This is a genomic window from Nostoc sp. LEGE 12454 (assembly GCF_056620565.1).
The window spans coordinates 34,259-50,385 of sequence record NZ_JBWQXL010000014.1 but is presented as its reverse complement, the minus strand read 5'-3'; the positions used below and the strand labels follow the sequence as shown (position 1 = coordinate 50,385).

15 protein-coding genes are annotated in these 16,127 nt (G+C 42.1%); 5 read left to right on the top strand and 10 right to left on the bottom strand.

Translation table 11 applies throughout. From position 1 onward, the window contains the following. Positions 1 to 345: 345 nt before the first annotated feature. Positions 346 to 867, bottom strand: coding sequence for a DUF29 family protein (locus AC1F2U_RS16945; RefSeq protein WP_480262157.1), 522 nt, complete (start codon positions 865 to 867; stop codon positions 346 to 348). A gap of 95 nt (positions 868 to 962) precedes the next feature. Continuing rightward, the gene (locus AC1F2U_RS16940; protein WP_480262155.1) at positions 963 to 1,586 is read right to left on the bottom strand and encodes a class I SAM-dependent methyltransferase; all 624 of its coding nucleotides are present in this window, start codon (positions 1,584 to 1,586) and stop codon (positions 963 to 965) included. A 93-nt stretch (positions 1,587 to 1,679) separates the two neighbouring features. Between AC1F2U_RS16940 and hemH the strand changes: the two genes are divergently transcribed. Beyond that, positions 1,680 to 2,846: a ferrochelatase gene (gene hemH / locus AC1F2U_RS16935; RefSeq protein ID WP_480262153.1), complete on the top strand. Its 1,167-nt coding sequence runs from the start codon at positions 1,680 to 1,682 to the stop codon at positions 2,844 to 2,846. Between the two features lie 143 nt (positions 2,847 to 2,989). On the opposite strand, the gene AC1F2U_RS16930 is transcribed toward hemH, so the two are convergent. The 4 genes from AC1F2U_RS16930 to AC1F2U_RS16915 all read right to left on the bottom strand — a co-directional run bounded on the left by AC1F2U_RS16930 (position 2,990) and on the right by AC1F2U_RS16915 (position 7,250). Then, on the bottom strand, positions 2,990 to 3,544 hold the full coding sequence (locus AC1F2U_RS16930) for a DUF4126 domain-containing protein (protein ID WP_480262152.1): 555 nt from the start codon (positions 3,542 to 3,544) through the stop codon (positions 2,990 to 2,992). Positions 3,545 to 4,148: 604 nt separating this feature from the next. Beyond that, positions 4,149 to 5,444: an adenylosuccinate lyase gene (purB, locus tag AC1F2U_RS16925; protein ID WP_480262150.1), complete on the bottom strand. Its 1,296-nt coding sequence runs from the start codon at positions 5,442 to 5,444 to the stop codon at positions 4,149 to 4,151. A gap of 51 nt (positions 5,445 to 5,495) precedes the next feature. Beyond that, positions 5,496 to 6,047, bottom strand: coding sequence for a DUF421 domain-containing protein (locus AC1F2U_RS16920; RefSeq protein ID WP_480262221.1), 552 nt, complete (start codon positions 6,045 to 6,047; stop codon positions 5,496 to 5,498). Positions 6,048 to 6,233: 186 nt separating this feature from the next. Beyond that, positions 6,234 to 7,250 carry a YihY/virulence factor BrkB family protein gene (locus tag AC1F2U_RS16915; protein WP_480262149.1) on the bottom strand — a complete coding sequence of 339 codons (1,017 nt, stop codon included), beginning with the start codon at positions 7,248 to 7,250 and terminating at the stop codon, positions 6,234 to 6,236. A gap of 188 nt (positions 7,251 to 7,438) precedes the next feature. On the opposite strand from AC1F2U_RS16915, the gene AC1F2U_RS16910 reads away from it, so the two are divergent. Then, positions 7,439 to 7,624, top strand: coding sequence for a hypothetical protein (locus AC1F2U_RS16910; RefSeq protein ID WP_480262148.1), 186 nt, complete (start codon positions 7,439 to 7,441; stop codon positions 7,622 to 7,624). Here the strand turns inward: AC1F2U_RS16910 and AC1F2U_RS16905 are convergent. Next, on the bottom strand, positions 7,594 to 9,123 hold the full coding sequence (locus AC1F2U_RS16905; RefSeq protein WP_480262147.1) for a YifB family Mg chelatase-like AAA ATPase: 1,530 nt from the start codon (positions 9,121 to 9,123) through the stop codon (positions 7,594 to 7,596). The genes AC1F2U_RS16910 and AC1F2U_RS16905 overlap by 31 nt on opposite strands. Positions 9,124 to 9,342: 219 nt before the next feature. Further along, positions 9,343 to 9,501: a hypothetical protein gene (locus AC1F2U_RS16900; protein WP_480262146.1), complete on the bottom strand. Its 159-nt coding sequence runs from the start codon at positions 9,499 to 9,501 to the stop codon at positions 9,343 to 9,345. Positions 9,502 to 9,615: 114 nt separating this feature from the next. Here AC1F2U_RS16900 and AC1F2U_RS16895 point away from each other — a divergent pair, with 114 nt between their 5' ends. Both AC1F2U_RS16895 and AC1F2U_RS16890 read left to right on the top strand, forming a co-directional pair. Then, on the top strand, positions 9,616 to 12,900 hold the full coding sequence (locus tag AC1F2U_RS16895) for an aminotransferase class I/II-fold pyridoxal phosphate-dependent enzyme (RefSeq protein ID WP_480262145.1): 3,285 nt from the start codon (positions 9,616 to 9,618) through the stop codon (positions 12,898 to 12,900). After that, positions 12,893 to 13,720: an SDR family oxidoreductase gene (locus tag AC1F2U_RS16890; protein WP_480262144.1), complete on the top strand. Its 828-nt coding sequence runs from the start codon at positions 12,893 to 12,895 to the stop codon at positions 13,718 to 13,720. The genes AC1F2U_RS16895 and AC1F2U_RS16890 overlap by 8 nt, the downstream gene beginning before the upstream one ends. Before the next feature lie 18 nt (positions 13,721 to 13,738). Here AC1F2U_RS16890 and AC1F2U_RS16885 read toward each other — a convergent pair whose 3' ends face one another. After that, entirely contained in the window at positions 13,739 to 13,942 is a 204-nt protein-coding gene (locus AC1F2U_RS16885; protein WP_480262143.1) for a hypothetical protein, read from the bottom strand. Positions 13,943 to 14,310: 368 nt separating this feature from the next. Then, positions 14,311 to 14,799 (bottom strand): type II toxin-antitoxin system VapC family toxin, encoded by a 489-nt coding sequence (locus AC1F2U_RS16880; protein ID WP_480262142.1) that lies wholly within the window; start codon positions 14,797 to 14,799, stop codon positions 14,311 to 14,313. A gap of 123 nt (positions 14,800 to 14,922) precedes the next feature. Here AC1F2U_RS16880 and AC1F2U_RS16875 point away from each other — a divergent pair, with 123 nt between their 5' ends. Then, complete coding sequence (locus AC1F2U_RS16875) at positions 14,923 to 16,098, top strand: glycosyltransferase (RefSeq protein ID WP_480262141.1); 1,176 nt, start codon at positions 14,923 to 14,925, stop codon at positions 16,096 to 16,098. The last annotated feature ends 29 nt before the right edge of the window (positions 16,099 to 16,127 follow it).

Below are 16,127 nucleotides of genomic sequence, written 5' to 3'. Positions count from 1 at the left end.
AATTCATCCGCGCAATCTCTGAAATGCTTACAATAATTGAGTTTCAGCCTTCAACCTTTCCCAACACTCTTCCCAAAGAAATTCTCTAATGCTATGATTGCTCTAAAAACGCGCAACCGCACCTTGAAAACTAAATATAGCTTGGCTTTCAGGCTTCCGCATTGCAATTAATCAAAATCCCTATTAGGGATTGAAACCAACTTATTATATATACGTGCATACAACGGAATTGCAATTTATCAAAATCCCTATTAGGGATTGAAACTTAAAATCCTGGTTCTCTGGCTTTGTCCGGCAGCTGTCGCATTCCAATTCATTAAAATCCCTATTAGGGATTCAAACATTTTACCGCCTACCTGTTTTCCAATCTTCTCCACCGGATAACTGAGTTAAATTTTCAGCCAAAACTGTGGGTAACTCCTTAGCTGAATAGGAATAAGTTAGCGCCAAAAACTTCAACGCAGTCTGAATAATTTGGTTTCTATCCACTATTTCAGACAGTTGAAATTGATTATATACTCCATTCATTACTTCATCACTGGCATCAGCGATCGCATCTTCAATCACTTCCTCTTCTATTAAACTCTCCCACTCACCTAAATTAATATAGTAAGATTTTTTATTATCTTTGATATTAAGACTTTTAATTTCTCGGATTGAATTACGAATAGAATTTGCCCATGAACCAGTTAATCGTTGTTCTACTTGGTTCTTAATCAAATGAATCAGCAGAATCCTTAAATAAGCTTGGATATTCCGCAGAATAGCTTGTTTACTCATGCCTTCTAATTCGTCTACAATTGCTAAGGCATCTGCATAACGTCCTTCCAAAATACTTTTTTTGAGGTCTATTAGTTCCTGCGTCATTTTTTCACCGCCTACCTGCTTAAGTACTATATAAAAACAACCTATACTTTATTAATAGCAGAGTGTCTTAGCTGCCATTAATAAAGTAGTATTGTTCACTTATTCGCCTGTATCACTTGCAAACTCCCACCTGCATATAAAGTAGACTTACTCACTTCAAAGCCAGTCTTAGCTAACAACTCAGCTAAATCAGTTTTCAGCAATTCCCAAGCTGTTTCCGTCTCAAACAACAATAAAAACACCGATATCCCAGGCCAAAATATCGGATTTGTCGGAGCGTGAAAATCCACCAACGTAAACACCCCTCCCGGCTTCAGCACCCGATAAACTTCATTAATAATTTTTCGTAATTGCTGAGGCTGCATCTCGTGTAATGCAACGCTCGTATGCACCACATCAAACAAATTATCTGCAAATGGCATCTCTTCAGCAAAAGCTTCTATGTATGAAGCTTCCGGGACATTTAGCCGCGCCCGTTGCAAAGACTTAGGTGAAGCATCCAATCCTATTACGTTTTGTGAAGTTTTTACTAAAAACTCCGTCGTTTGACCACTGCCACAACATAAATCTAAAACCTGAGAATCTGAGTGAATTGTTAAGCCTTGCAAAGCAAGTTGCCGAAAACGGGCTTCACCACCTACACTTAAGGCTGCTAAACGAGAGATACCATCATATAACCACTGATAACGGTAACTCCAATCTCTTAAAATTGTTGCCATTGCATATTTCCTTGCTATTAAGCTTTATATTTAATAAAGATATATTGTTAACATTAGTAAAAAACCTGAAAAGATTGGGGGAAAGTAACTGCTATGGGTCGTGTAGGCGTCTTATTACTCAATCTCGGTGGCCCTGATAAGCTAGAAGATGTCGGGCCGTTTTTGTACAATCTATTTTCCGATCCGGAAATTATTCGCCTACCATTTCGCTGGTTGCAAAAGCCCCTAGCCTGGTTTATTGCCACGCGGCGAACCAGAACATCTCAAGAAAATTATAAGCAAATCGGTGGTGGTTCCCCATTGCGGCGGATTACAGAAGCCCAAGGGGAAGCTTTAAAAGAACAGTTAGGTTCTTTGGGGCAAGAAGTTAATATCTACGTGGGAATGCGTTATTGGCATCCCTATACAGAAGAGGCGATCGCACAAATTACCCAAGATCGGGTAGAACACCTGGTAATATTACCACTATATCCCCAGTTTTCTATCAGTACGAGTGGTTCCAGCTTCCGGCTTTTAGATAAGCTTTGGCAAGAAGATCCAAAACTTCAACCGATTGATTACACCGTCATTCCTTCTTGGTATAAACAACCAGGCTATCTTCAAGCAATGGCGGAACTCATAGCCCAGGAACTTGAGCAGTACCCTAACCCGGATGAGGTTCATATATTCTTCAGCGCTCATGGCGTTCCGAAAAGCTACGTTGAAGAAGCAGGCGACCCTTACCAGGCGGAAATTGAAGAATGTACTGCGTTGATTATGCAGACTCTCAATCGACCCAATGTCCACACCTTAGCTTACCAAAGTCGTGTCGGCCCAGTAGAATGGCTTCAACCCTATACTGAAGATGCCCTCAAAGAACTAGGCGCACAAGGCGTGAAAGATTTGGTTGTCGTGCCAATCAGTTTTGTCTCAGAGCATATCGAGACACTACAAGAAATTGATATTGAGTATCGAGAAGTAGCCGAAGAATCTGGAATTCACAACTTCCGCCGCGTACCAGCTCCCAATACCCATCCAGTATTTATTAATGCACTAGCCGAATTAGTCATTGATGCGCTGAAAAACCCCAGTTTCAAGCTTTCGCAAGCTGCTCAAATGAAAAAAATGGTCAAGATGTACCCTCAAGAGCGTTGGGAATGGGGGCTGACGACTAGTGCTGAAGTATGGAATGGTCGGATTGCGATGCTGGGTTTTATTGCCTTAATCGTAGAGCTGATTACCGGTCACGGCTTCTTGCACATGATTGGGCTTTTGCAGTAAAGGAAATGGGGCATTGGGTATTGGGCACTTGTACTGAGCGTAGTCGAAGTATTGGGAATTGGGCAGAGGCGAAAAGCTTAGTGCAAATCTGCCCTTAGTTCTCCTACTTCCCATGCTTCCTCATCTCACTTGTCTGTCATGCCCTATGCCCTATGACCTTTTCTGCTTTTGTGATACCAGTCATACCACTGCTTTGCACTACGAACTGCAAACCAAAGCAGTATTAAAGCAATTACTCCTCCTTGCCAGGGAGCATCAAAAGCAAATAGTACTAGAGCAATGCACAAGGTATCTTGAAGAAAGACTGCCCACAACGGTAAGCCACGTAACCGATAGAACCAACCAATTTGGACGAGCTGGAGTACCAAAGCTAATAAACCTCCAATGATGGCAATCAGCCAGTTTGGGGTTGCTGTTGCTGTAGCTACTCCTAACCCCATAATTGCACCCACAAGGGGAGACATGAATAACTGAACTACTTGGAGCAATCTTTGCCCCCAGAGCTTTTTTGAGGCTAATAATTCAATTAATGACCAACTGGTGAGGCAACATAATAATATTGGTGGAGAAATGTGAGATAAGATTGGAACTTGCGACCACAAGTTGCTACCCTGTAATAAGCCAATAATTAGCAAAGGTATGCCTATTCTCATTCCTGCTGCCGCAGATGCAGAAAGTGTGGCTAGGATTTCAATCATCAAAGCACTCGTAATATTAATAAATAAGTAAGTATTTGTTATGTATACTACCCACTGCTGGCAATAATTCGAGCATCAAACAGATTGCAATATTAAATGTTATTGGTATCTTTATACAGCATAATTCAGAATTCAGGAGCGATGCTCTGAGCCTGCCGAAGGGTCAGAATGGAATGGCACTAAGAAAAGCCCAAAGACTTATTGTATCCTCGTTCCCAGCCTGGAGGTTGGGAACGAGTTCCGAGAGGCTCTGCCTCTTGTCAAGAAAGAGGAGGCGAAGCCTCCAAGAATGGTTTCCCAGCCTGGAGGCTGGGAAACAGTTGGGGTAAGGGCTGTATCTTAACAAGGCGCAGAGGACGCAGAGAGAAGAAAGAGAAGGAAAAAATTGCTTAACTAAACTGTATTGCTTTATACCTTGGTTTGAGACTTACAGCTATTTTTAGGTAAATAGACCACGCGGTAGGGGCGCAAGGACTTGCACCCCTACGACTTCGGTACCTCACTAACTTGAAATTCGCTGTATATTTTTTTGATGATATCTGCGTATTTTTGGGTTAACAGGTTTGTAGTAAGCGTTTAAACGCTTACTACAAGGAAATTAATCCTAAATCCCTAATCGTTGGTAAACTTCTTCTAAATGCCGCAGATGTTGCTGGGGGTCGAAACAAACCTCTAGTTCTGCTGGAGACAATTTTTGGGTAACTCGCGGGTCTTTGCTAATCAAGTCTTGGAAGTTTCCTTCTGGCTGATTCCAAGCGGCGTGAGCGCTTTCTTGAACGATCGCATAAGCCTCTTCTCGGCTGCTTCCCTTATCTATTAAAGCCAGTAGCACTTTTTGGCTGAACACAACGCCGCCATAACAGTTAAGATTCCGTTTCATGTTCTCAGGATAGACCAACAGGTTTTTGACCAAATCGGTTATTTCTGACAACATAAAGTGCGTCAAAGTACAAGCATCTGGCAAAATTACCCGTTCTACAGAACTGTGAGAAATGTCTCGCTCATGCCATAAAGCAACGTTTTCTAAAGCCGCACCAGCATGACTTCTGACGAGCCGTGCCATTCCCGTCAGTCGTTCCGAACGGATGGGGTTGCGCTTGTGTGGCATTGCTGAGGAGCCTTTTTGACCTTTGGCGAAAAATTCTTCAACTTCTAAAACGTCTGTTTTTTGGAGATTGCGAATTTCTACAGCAAAGCGTTCAATGGTTGCGGCTACCAAAGCTAATTGTTGCACGTAGTCAGCGTGGCGATCGCGGGAAATAACTTGGGTTGAGGCTGTATCGGGTTCGAGTCCGAGTTTTTGACAAGCGATCGCTTCTACGCGCGGTTCAATATTCGCGTATGTTCCGACTGCACCAGAAATTTTACCGACAGCGATCGTTTTGCGGAGTATTCTCAGGCGTTCTTGGTGTCGCAACACTTCTGCTAACCAACCAGCTAGTTTAAAACCAAAAGTAATCGGTTCAGCATGAATACCGTGCGATCGGCCAGCCATCACTGTATGACGATGTTCCCGTGCTTTTTGGCGAATTACCTGAATCAAATCTTCCAAACGTTGCAATAAAATATCCAGGCTGGCAACTAATTGCAGTGCTAAAGCTGTATCCAAAACATCCGAACTAGTTAAACCCAGGTGAATGTAGCGTCCGGCATCACCTACATATTCATTGACATTTGTCAAAAAAGCAATGACATCGTGGCGGACTACAGCCTCAATTTCCAGCACCCGCTTTGGATCAAAATCTGCCTTAGCCTTAATTTCCTCAACGGCTTCAGATGGAATGTAACCAAGTTCAGCTTGAGCCTCACAAACAGCAATTTCGACTTGCAGCCAAGTTTTTAGTTTATAGGTTTCACTCCACAGATTAGCCATTTCGGGCAAAGTATAACGCTCAATCACAGTTCGGCACAGAATACAACCGTCATATTTTACAGTCTAATTAATGTCTAATTAATGTAGATCGCTTTTTAACGCTACTTTTTGCTCAGGAACGGAACCAGTTTTTGAATCTAACATGATAATACTAATCCTGCCGTCAGCCTCTATATACGCGAATTTCACATCAGCTAAAAATTCTACACCTTGCTGACGTAACTTGCTCATCAACTCATCATCTGTAATTAACTCTCGTTGCAGATGGCGCTCAATCATCCGACCGTTTTTTACCAATAGCAGCGGTGGCGGATTCAGGAAACGTTGGAACTGGGGAAGTTTGTAACCCAACCAGTTCAGCAAGTAACTCCAAAAAATCACTGTTCCTACCAGAATAGCGCCTTCAGTAATTGATGTGTAATTACTTGCCATAGCATTTTGAGCAGCTTCCGCAAATAGTACAACTACGAGTAAATCAGTAATTCCTAGTGTTCCTAGTTGTCGGCTAGGAAGCAGGCGTAGCACTGAGAACAGCGCTAAGTAGACTAGCGATCCGCGGATAATCAACTCAAAGATACTGATGCTAGGAATAAAAATTGCTTGCCAATTGATAAAAAACCATTTTTCCATTAGCACTGATTTTCTTCCTTGTTCAATAGACTTCTGGAAAAAATCCAGTATAAAAAAGAGTTAGAATTCAGAATTGCTGAATACTCTACTCATCAACTGTAGCAATAAAAACTAATTCACTGAACTGGATATTAGATAGTTCAATATCTATAAGATTTACAAATATAAATCTCCAGTAATCAAGGATTAAAAGCGCTGATTTTTTCTTCTCTGCTTTAAGCGTTTAGGCTTTCTAAAATACTGAAAGAAGCGATTAATAAAGCGAGAAGATAGCTTTTTCTGACTCGATGCTTGTTCTCTTGGAGCCTTGCCATTATAGTTTGTGTTATCAGATATATGTACAGCATTTTTAGTTGGAACTATGCCGCTGCCATGCCTTCGGGAATAAACTTGAGTAAATTCTGCACCGAAGAAAAGAATTTGTGCGGCATAGTTAACCCAAGCTAAAACCACCACCAGTGAGCCAGCAGCACCATAGGCCGATCCAAAACTGCCATTACCTAAATATTGTCCTAATAAAAATCTTCCAATAGAGAACAAAAGTGAGGTGAGAGCAGCTCCAACTAAAACATCACTCCATGCAATTTTGACATCTGGTAGAACTTTAAAAATTAGTCCAAACAGTACTGTAGTTATTGCAAAAGAGATGACTAAATTAGCAATCTGCCAGATGAAATCGAAACCTGGCAATAAGTTACTAAAGTATGTTACTAAGGTTGCTAATATCGTACTAATTACTAGAGAAACTAAAAGTAAAAAGCCAATTCCAATCACCATTGCAAAGGACAAAACGCGTAGGCGAATCATATTATTTATGCCACGTCCAGGTTTGGGTTTCACTTCCCAAATCGTGTTCATGGCATCTTGCAACTCAGTAAATAAGCCTGTAGCGCCCACTAGTAGAACTAGGACACTAATAATCGAAGCGATCGCTCCTGTCTTTGGTTGGTTAGCATTTTGGATGGCTGTTTCGAGAAACTTTGCGCCATCTACCCCGACTAAACCTTGAATTTGTCCGACAATTTGACCTCTTGCCGCTTCCTCTCCAAATACTGCACCTGCGATCGCAATTACAATAATTAGCAATGGTGCAATGGAAAAAATCGTGTAATAAGCTAAGGCCGCCGCTAACCGCGAGGCTTTATCGTCACTCCATTCTTTGAATGTCTCTTGTAATAACTTCCAAATTTCTTGCAAATTCATCCAATCAGTCTCCTTGTAAGGGATGTTGCTTAGTCCCTGATATATTGGATACTGATCTCCTGAGTTGCGACATCCTCCCAAGGGTGTTTGTGAAGCATCCTTGGGGAAGAATTTAGAATTTTATAGTGAGATGACAGTGCGACTGCGCCAATTGGCAATAATAAAGATGCGCTGATGTTAATGAAGCCATGACACAGACCGCAGCAATTACAGAAGCGATTACCACTCTAGAGGATGCAGAAAATCGATTTGGTTTTGTCCGTGTTGAAAATGAGCAATTTTTCCTAGAGTGGTATGAGGGATTGTCTGAAATTACAGAAGTTTTAGCGTTCCCTTTTCCCTTTTATTGCATTCTATCTATCGTGCGATACTGAATTGCTTCTGCTACATGATTAGTTTTTAGCTCATCTTCTCCTGCTAAATCTGCAATAGTCCGTGCTACTTTAAGAATGCGATCGCTTGCTCTTGCTGATAAACCTAATTTTCTAATTGCTGCTTCTAATAAATTGCGGCTAGCATCATCTAACTTGCACCATTTCTGGAGATGACGACTTTGCAAATGGGCATTGCAACGCAGATTTACTTCTCCTTGGAAACGGGTAATTGCGCGATCGCTTGCTTGTTGCACTCGTTCGCGGACTGATATTGATGTTTCTCCCGTCGGTTGTTGGGTAATTTCTTCTGGTTTCAAGCGATTCACTGCAACTTGTAAATCAATTCGATCCATCAGCGGCCCAGAAAGTTTTGCCCAATACTGCTCGCGTTGTCGGGGAGAACAAGTACATTGTTGAATAGTATCGCCATAGTAACCACAAGGACAGGGATTAGTACTCGCCACCAAAGTAAACTGCGCGGGAAACATTACCGATAGTTTGGTGCGGGAAATTGTCACATAGCCATCTTCTAGAGGTTGGCGCAGAAATTCCAACACATCTCGTTTGAACTCAGTGAGTTCATCAAGGAACAGCACACCCCTATGAGATAATGATATTTCTCCAGGACGAGGAAAGCTACCGCCACCCACAAGAGAAGGCCCGGATGCTGAGTGGTGGGGACTGCGAAAAGGGCGATCGCGTACCAATGAACCACGATTTTTCAATAAACCAGCCACCGAATGAATCCGAGTCACTTCTAAAGATTCGGCAAAGCTCAATGGTGGTAAAATTCCTGGTAAGCGCCTTGCCAGCATGGTTTTCCCACTACCAGGCGGCCCGACAAAAATGAGATTATGCCCACCAGCAGCAGCAATTTCTAAAGCACGACGCCCATGAGCTTGTCCTTTCACATCATGCAAATCTGTGCCAGGGTAGGATAGTGTTGTTGTCTGTGTTGTACTATCTATCTGCACAGGTTTGTAACGCCCCGGATTATTTAAAAAATCCACCACCTCAGACAAATGCTTGCAGCCGTAAACAGCCAAATCTTCAACCACTGCTGCTTCTTGGGCATTATCAGCAGGGAGAACTAAACCTGCAATTCCCATCTTTTGGGCTGCTGCTGCGATCGGTAATACACCAGCCACCGGACGTAAACTGCCATCTAAAGAGACTTCGCCCAAAAATAGATAATCCCCCAACAAATCAGCACTAACTTGCTCAGAAGCCGCCAAAATTCCCACACTAATAGGCAAATCGAAACAGGGGCCTTCTTTGCGTAAATCTGCCGGAGTTAAATTAATTACTATCTTTCGCATCGGAAAGGCAAAGCCAGTATTTTTCAAAGTTGCTTTGACTCTTTCTCTTGATTCTTGAATCGCTGAATCTGGCAGTCCCAAGACAACTATTCCCGGTAATCCCCCTGACACATCGACTTCCACGCCGACTTTGACGGCATCGATGCCCACAATTGATGCACTCCAGACTCTAGCAAGCATTGCTTATATAACAGTAAACCTTTAGAATCTCTAGCAGATGAGTTGGTAGATTGGCATTAGTGAAACCACATAGACGATTTTTTGGAATTAAGGCTAGTAGTCTGTCAATTTGAAATTGATGGGTAAGCAACAAAGGATATTTATCGCGGTGTAATACCGTTTATTTTGTTGCAACTATTGGTGGTGTTAATTATTGTTTTCCCAGGAATTGTCAGTTTCTTATCTTCTTTGGCAAACTAACGCTAGCATTACCTGACTACTTTTTAGCCAGTATAACATTGGTAATCGCTTTGTGCTGCTTGCTTTTTCAGCGTATTTAACAGTTTTTTTTAATTCTTTTTGATTATCTTTTATTTCAACTTGTAATCTTAAGCCCATCACTCTTAAAGCAAATTTACCATTGTTGAGAATTTAGCCCAGCTTCATACAGAAATGGTATTAGTGTAATAATTGATTTTTTATTTACACCTAGTTGTTAAATTGATTATCAGAATGATCAGCTTTCAAACTCAATCTAATTTATTTGCACAGGAAAGAACACTGATAGATTTGCTATGCCAAAGGGGGAAAAACCAGCCGCATCAGCAAGCTTACATATTTCTTCAAGATGGTGAAATAGAAACTAACCGTCTAACCTACCGGGAGTTGGAAAATAAAGTAAAGGCGATCGCAGCTCATCTCCAATCCCTCTCTTCACCAAAAGATAGGGCTTTGCTACTTTATCCGCCTGGATTAGACTTTATTACAGGCTTCTTCGGCTGTCTCTATGCAGGAATTATTGCCGTTCCTGCCTATCCACCCAAACGCAATCAAAAACTATCTCGATTGCAGGCGATCGTTCGAGATGCTCAAGCTACCTTGTTATTAACCACCGCAGATATGTTCCAAGTAATTGAGCAACATGGAACAAACGAACCGACATTTAAACAGTTGCATTGGGTTTTAACCGATCGAATAGCAACTTCTTGTGATGACTTCACCCCTGTAGCCGTGGAACCCAATAGCCTAGCATTATTACAGTACACCTCTGGTTCAACTGGTACTCCGAAAGGGGTGATGGTTTCCCACGGAAATTTGATCCACAACTGCACCGCTATTGGTCAATTCTTTGAAAAAACCCCCGATATTGGATTCTCTTGGCTACCGCCCTACCATGACATGGGATTAATCGGAGGTATACTTCAACCTCTATTTGCAGGATTTCCTGTAATATTCATGCCGCCAATGGCATTCCTGCAAAACCCAATGCGTTGGCTAAAGGGAATCTCAACTTACAAAGCAACGCTGAGTGCAGCGCCTAACTTTGCTTATGACCTCTGCGTGCAGAATATGAAGCCAGAGCAATTAGAGAACCTCGACCTCAGCTGTTGGGAAATTGCCCTTAATGCTGCCGAACCGATTCGAGCCGAAACTATAGAGTCCTTTACCAAGCTCTTTTCGCCCTACGGATTTCGCCCCAGTAGCTTTCAAACCTGTTATGGAATGGCAGAGACAACCCTACTAGTAACTGGAATCAAGAGGGCAGAAGTACCGAGGATTAAGGTTTGTGATGCTAAGGCTTTAGAGGAAAACCAAGTACTTAGCCGCGCTGCAACCGATGGCGATCGCCTCTATCGGAAATTAGTTAATTGCGGTCATCTATGGTTGAATCAAACTGTAGCGATCGCTAATCCAGTTTCGTTAACTAAATGTGAAGCAGGACAAGTGGGAGAAATCTGGGTTGCTGGTGAGAGTGTGACACAGGGATATTGGAATCGAGATGAGGAAACTCAGAAAACATTTGGCGTTTATCTGGCTGATACGGGAGAGGGGCCGTTTTTGCGAACTGGAGATTTAGGTTTTTGGGACGATGAAGCTGGGTTATTTATTACAGGTCGTCTCAAGGATTTGTTGGTGATTCGAGGACGAAATCACTATCCTCAAGACATTGAACAAACAGTAGAAACTAGTCATCCAGGGTTAGGCTTTCACAGTAGTGCAGCCTTTACTGTGGAAATGGATGGAAGCGATTGCCTGATTGTTGTTTCTGAAGTGAAGCGAACTTATCTGCGGAATCTCAACGTTGACGAGGTTGTGAAAGCCATTAGAAAAGAAGTTTTAAGGGAACACGATTTACAAGTTTATCAAGTCTTGCTGCTAAAACCCGGAAGTCTCCCCAAAACTTCCAGTGGCAAGATTCAACGCTTGGCTTGTCGTGAAAATTTCTTGGCGGGTAGTTTGTCATCTGTAAACTCAGGGACAGATATTCCTCAACCCATTAACCTAGACAAGTATTCTCAGCAGTATAGTGTAGAGTCAATCCAAGATTGGATATCCCAATGGCTAGCGACAAAATTGAATATTCCTTGGCAATCTATTGACCAAAAGGAATCTTTTGAAACCTATGGTTTGGATTCTCTGCAAGTAGCAAAATTTATTCAAGACCTGGAGGTTTGGTCAGGATATTTACTCAATATTTCTACACTGCAAACATTTGGGGAAATCGCCTCTTTAGCCCAATATCTCACTCAAGAACTTGCTCACCACAATGACCAGCCTTTAACTCAAATTCCACCTGAACATTATCAATTTGAGCGCTTTCCAGAATATGCACAACTCCAGCAACGATTAACCCACATTCAAACTCTGGAAATTCCCAATCCTTATTTTCAGATGCAGGAATCCCTAGTTAGAGATTGCACTCAAGTTCAGGGACGTACACTGATTAATTATTCCACCTACAACTATTTGGGCTTGTCAGGAGATCCAGCAGTTTCCGCAGCAGCTAAAGATGCGATCGATCGCTATGGTACATCAGTTGGTGCTAGCCGTTTAACATCAGGTGAACGTCTTCTACATCAAGAACTAGAACAAGAAATCGCAGAGTTTCTTGGCGTAGAAGACTGCATTGTTTGCGTTAGCGGTCATGCAACCAATGTTACTACCATTGGACACCTGTTTAATTCTCAGGATTTAATCTTTTACGATACCCTGAGCCACAATAGTATTTTGCAAGGCTGTGCTTTATCCGGTGCTAAGACTGTGCCTTTTCCTCACAATGATTGGCAAGCTTTAGATGAGATGCTGCAAGACCAACGTCAATATTCTCGGCGAGTTCTGATTGTGATTGAAGGCATTTACAGTATGGATGGAGATATCCCCGATTTACCGCGATTTATTGAGTTGAAGCAACGGCACAAAGCTTTACTCATGGTAGACGAAGCCCATTCTATTGGCGTACTCGGTCAGCAAGGGCGGGGTATTAGTGAGTTATTTGGCGTGCAACCAGCTGATGTCGATCTGTGGATGGGAACTCTCAGTAAAGCTTTTGCCAGTTGTGGGGGATATATTGCCGGGTCTAAAGCTTTGGTGAATTATTTAAAATATACTGCCTCTGGTTTTGTTTATAGTGTGGGATTATCGCCCGCCAATACTGCCGCTGCCTTAACAGCCTTGCGTTTACTTAAGGCTGAACCCACACGAGTTAAAATCTTACAGGAGCGATCGCAGTACTTTTTAAAACAGGCTAAAGCTAAGGGTTGGAATACAGCCACAAGCCAAAATTCTCCAATCATTCCCATTGTGGTGGGAAATTCTGTAACCTGTATTCAGCTTTCTCATCTTCTCTTCCAAGCAGGTATTAACGTTCAACCAATCATTTCTCCAGCCGTTGCCAATCATGCCGCACGTCTGCGATTTTTTCTCAATTGTCTTCACACAGAAGAACAGATTAACACCACGATCGCTGCCTTGGCGATCGCATTTACCCAAGTACCTCATAGCATAGAAGATGTATAAACACGCAATTATTACTGGTGGTTCCAGTGGTATTGGTAAAGCGATCGCTAAACTTCTGGTGCAATCTGGTAGTAATATCTCCATCATTGCTCGCACTCAGACTCAGCTAAACTCTACCAAAGCAGAACTCGAAACCTTTAAAACCCATCCCAATCAGCAAATAATAGTTATTTCCGCAGATGTATCTGAACGCGAACAAGTGGAAAGTGCGATCGCATTTGCCATGATTCAGCTAGGTGTACCGGACTTATTGATTACCTCGGCTGGGATTGCCCATCCAGGGTATTTTGCCGAACTACCTGTGGCAATTTTTGAACAAACAATGGCGATCAATTACTTTGGAACTCTTTATTGTATCAAGGCTGTCTTACCCAGCATGATCCAGCAGAAAAAAGGTCATATTGTCGTAATTTCTTCGGGAGCCGGATTGATTGGTTTATACGGTTATACCCCCTATAGTCCCAGCAAATTTGCTGTGCGAGGATTAGCTGAGTCGCTGCGGGGCGAACTCAAAACCGCAGGTCTCCACATTTCCATTGTTTACCCACCAGATACCGATACGCCTCAATTGGCAGCCGAAAAGAAAACTAAGCCAATGGAAACAAAACTGATTACCCAATCTACCCAAATCTTGACAGCCGAGAAGGTCGCCTTTGATATCTTACTGGGAGTGAAACGAAAAGTGTTTGTAATTACACCAGGAATAGAAATGTCTTTACTGTTGCAATTTCACAGCCTTTTGGCTCCCATACTGCAATGGTATTTTGACCGTGTTGTGTGGCGATCGCGCAATATCAATAAACGCGATAATAATGAGTAATTCCTAGTAATATTACAGCTAATTTAATGCAGAACTTGGGCGCAGAGAGTCACGATACTCACGCCCTAACCGCATTGCCTCATCATAAGCTGAGTTGTCAGCAAATTTTCCAGCGATTTGCTCCCACCAGGGTATAGAAGATGAATTGGATTCTACTTTGTTTTTAAGCAGTGCCACTTCCGCTTCTAAATGGGCTACCCATTCCTCTAACTGTTCTGACATTAGCAACAAACCTCATTTGAACTCTAATTTTATTTTGCTCGTAGATCAATATATGTATAAAATATTCAGGGTTTATTGGTTTTCATCTATTTATTCAGAATTGCGACCTTACTGATCCGCAGCAGCATGAAGGTTGAACTCACCCATGCAAAGATACTTTACTCTAAAGGAGACACGCTCTCACTTTGCGTCGCGTGCAGTGAGTTGTTAGACCGTCGTTTGATCGGAAGTTTTACAACTTTACGTCGATGAGCAATCTGTTTTTTTCGTAGGTCGTTAAAGATTGCGTTCAGATCATAGTTTAAGGAGCTAGCGTATTCCTCTCTGTACTTGTAAATTTCCTCTAGAATTTCGTCTTTATACATGAATCACTCTCCTATAAAATCGTATCCCATTAACTCATAGGGTGTACAAATGACTGGTAATTCATATCCAAGTTCAGAGCTAATTTGTGATAGCTTTCTCTGGATTTGGGCGTTTGCCATATGCTTACAGTTCCATGTTAGCAGGTAGTCCAAACCGTAAACTGTTGCTAATGAGATATGCAAAGCATCATTAGAGGCTTTTGGCGGTAGGTTGCTTTGTTGCAAAAATGCTTGTGCAAGCTCTATCGCTTCTTCTGTGAGATCGAGAAACGTTAAGGACTCTAACAAATTCAGTCTTTGATCCGCGATCGCGGCATCTCCCCTAGCCGCTTCATCCTCTACAATCTCAGAAGTATAAAGGACAAAATAACTGCGACGAATATTCCACCAATCTTGCGTGATTTTCATGTTTGCTGCCAGAATTAAGTTTTCTGTCGATCTGGCAGTCAAGTATCCTAAAATGCTGGTTTCAATATAGACGGTTTCGCTCACAGAAATCTCTATAATTTATTCATCCCTTATCCTACAGCGTTTCAGCATAACTGCCTAATTCTGGATATCATCCAGAATAACTCCGAATATCATCTTTTAAAAATTTGTAAATTTGGATTAATTATGAGTGATGAAAAAACCTTTTCACTGCATATTTTGACCCAAGGTGCTGGGGGTGGTCATCATGCTACCTTAAGGGCTTTACAGGCGATCGCACTAACACAAGAACGACCCTGGCAAATTCAGGTAACGGATATTGGTCAACTCTTAGAGTCCTTAGACCCTTCTAAAACGCTCTTTGGTTTAGAGCCAAATGGACTGTATAACCAGATGATTAGTAGAGGCTGGACATGGTTGCATCCTATAACAATGGCACTGGATAAGCTATTAATTCGCCTGTTTTCCCCAATTGGAGTTAAATTGGCAAAGCGATACTGGCATCAGCAGCGATCGCTGGATTTAGTTATCTCTTTAGTTCCCCTACGTAATCAAGGGCTTTGGGACAGTCTGCAACGAGTTAAAGTCAACACACCAATGGTTACAATCATGACTGACTTTGCAGATAGTCCCCCTCATTTCTGGATAGAACCTAAAACTAAAAGTTACTTAATTTGCGGAACCGATCGCGCCACTGAGCAAGCGCGTTCTTTAGGTGTACCAGAAGAATACATTGTGCAAACTTCAGGAATGATTGTACATCCTAGTTTTTATCAACCTATGTCTAGCGATGCCTGCGGCGGGCTACGCCTACGCCGTATAGAAAGACAGCGTTTAGGATTAGATCCAGACCGAGTAACAGGAATTGTTTTGTTTGGGGGAGAAGGTTGTGCAACAATGCTCAACATTGCCCAATCGTTAGATTGTATTAGCGATCGATTGCAATTAATTTTTTTATGCGGTTACAATCAGAAACTTGTCCAAGCATTGCAAGAACGTCCAACTCAGTTACGGCAACACGTACAAGGTTTTACTGATGAAGTGCCATATTTCATGAGTTTGGCTGATTTTTTTATTGGCAAACCTGGTTCTATTAGTATTAGTGAAGCGATGGTCATGAATTTGCCTGTGATTGTCGAACGCAATTATTCAACACTCATCAATGAAAAATACAACGCTGAGTGGATATTAGAGAAACAAGTTGGTATGGCAATCAAAAGCTTTCGCAGGATTGTTCCAGCCGTTGAAGAACTCTTAAAACCTGAAAATTGGCTTCGCTACAAGGCGAATCTTGCAGCTATTCAAAATCAAGCTGTATTTGAAGTTCCTGATATTTTACAGCGCATTCTTGATGCCAAGTAAAAGTTATATTTTACCAATAAATGAAACCG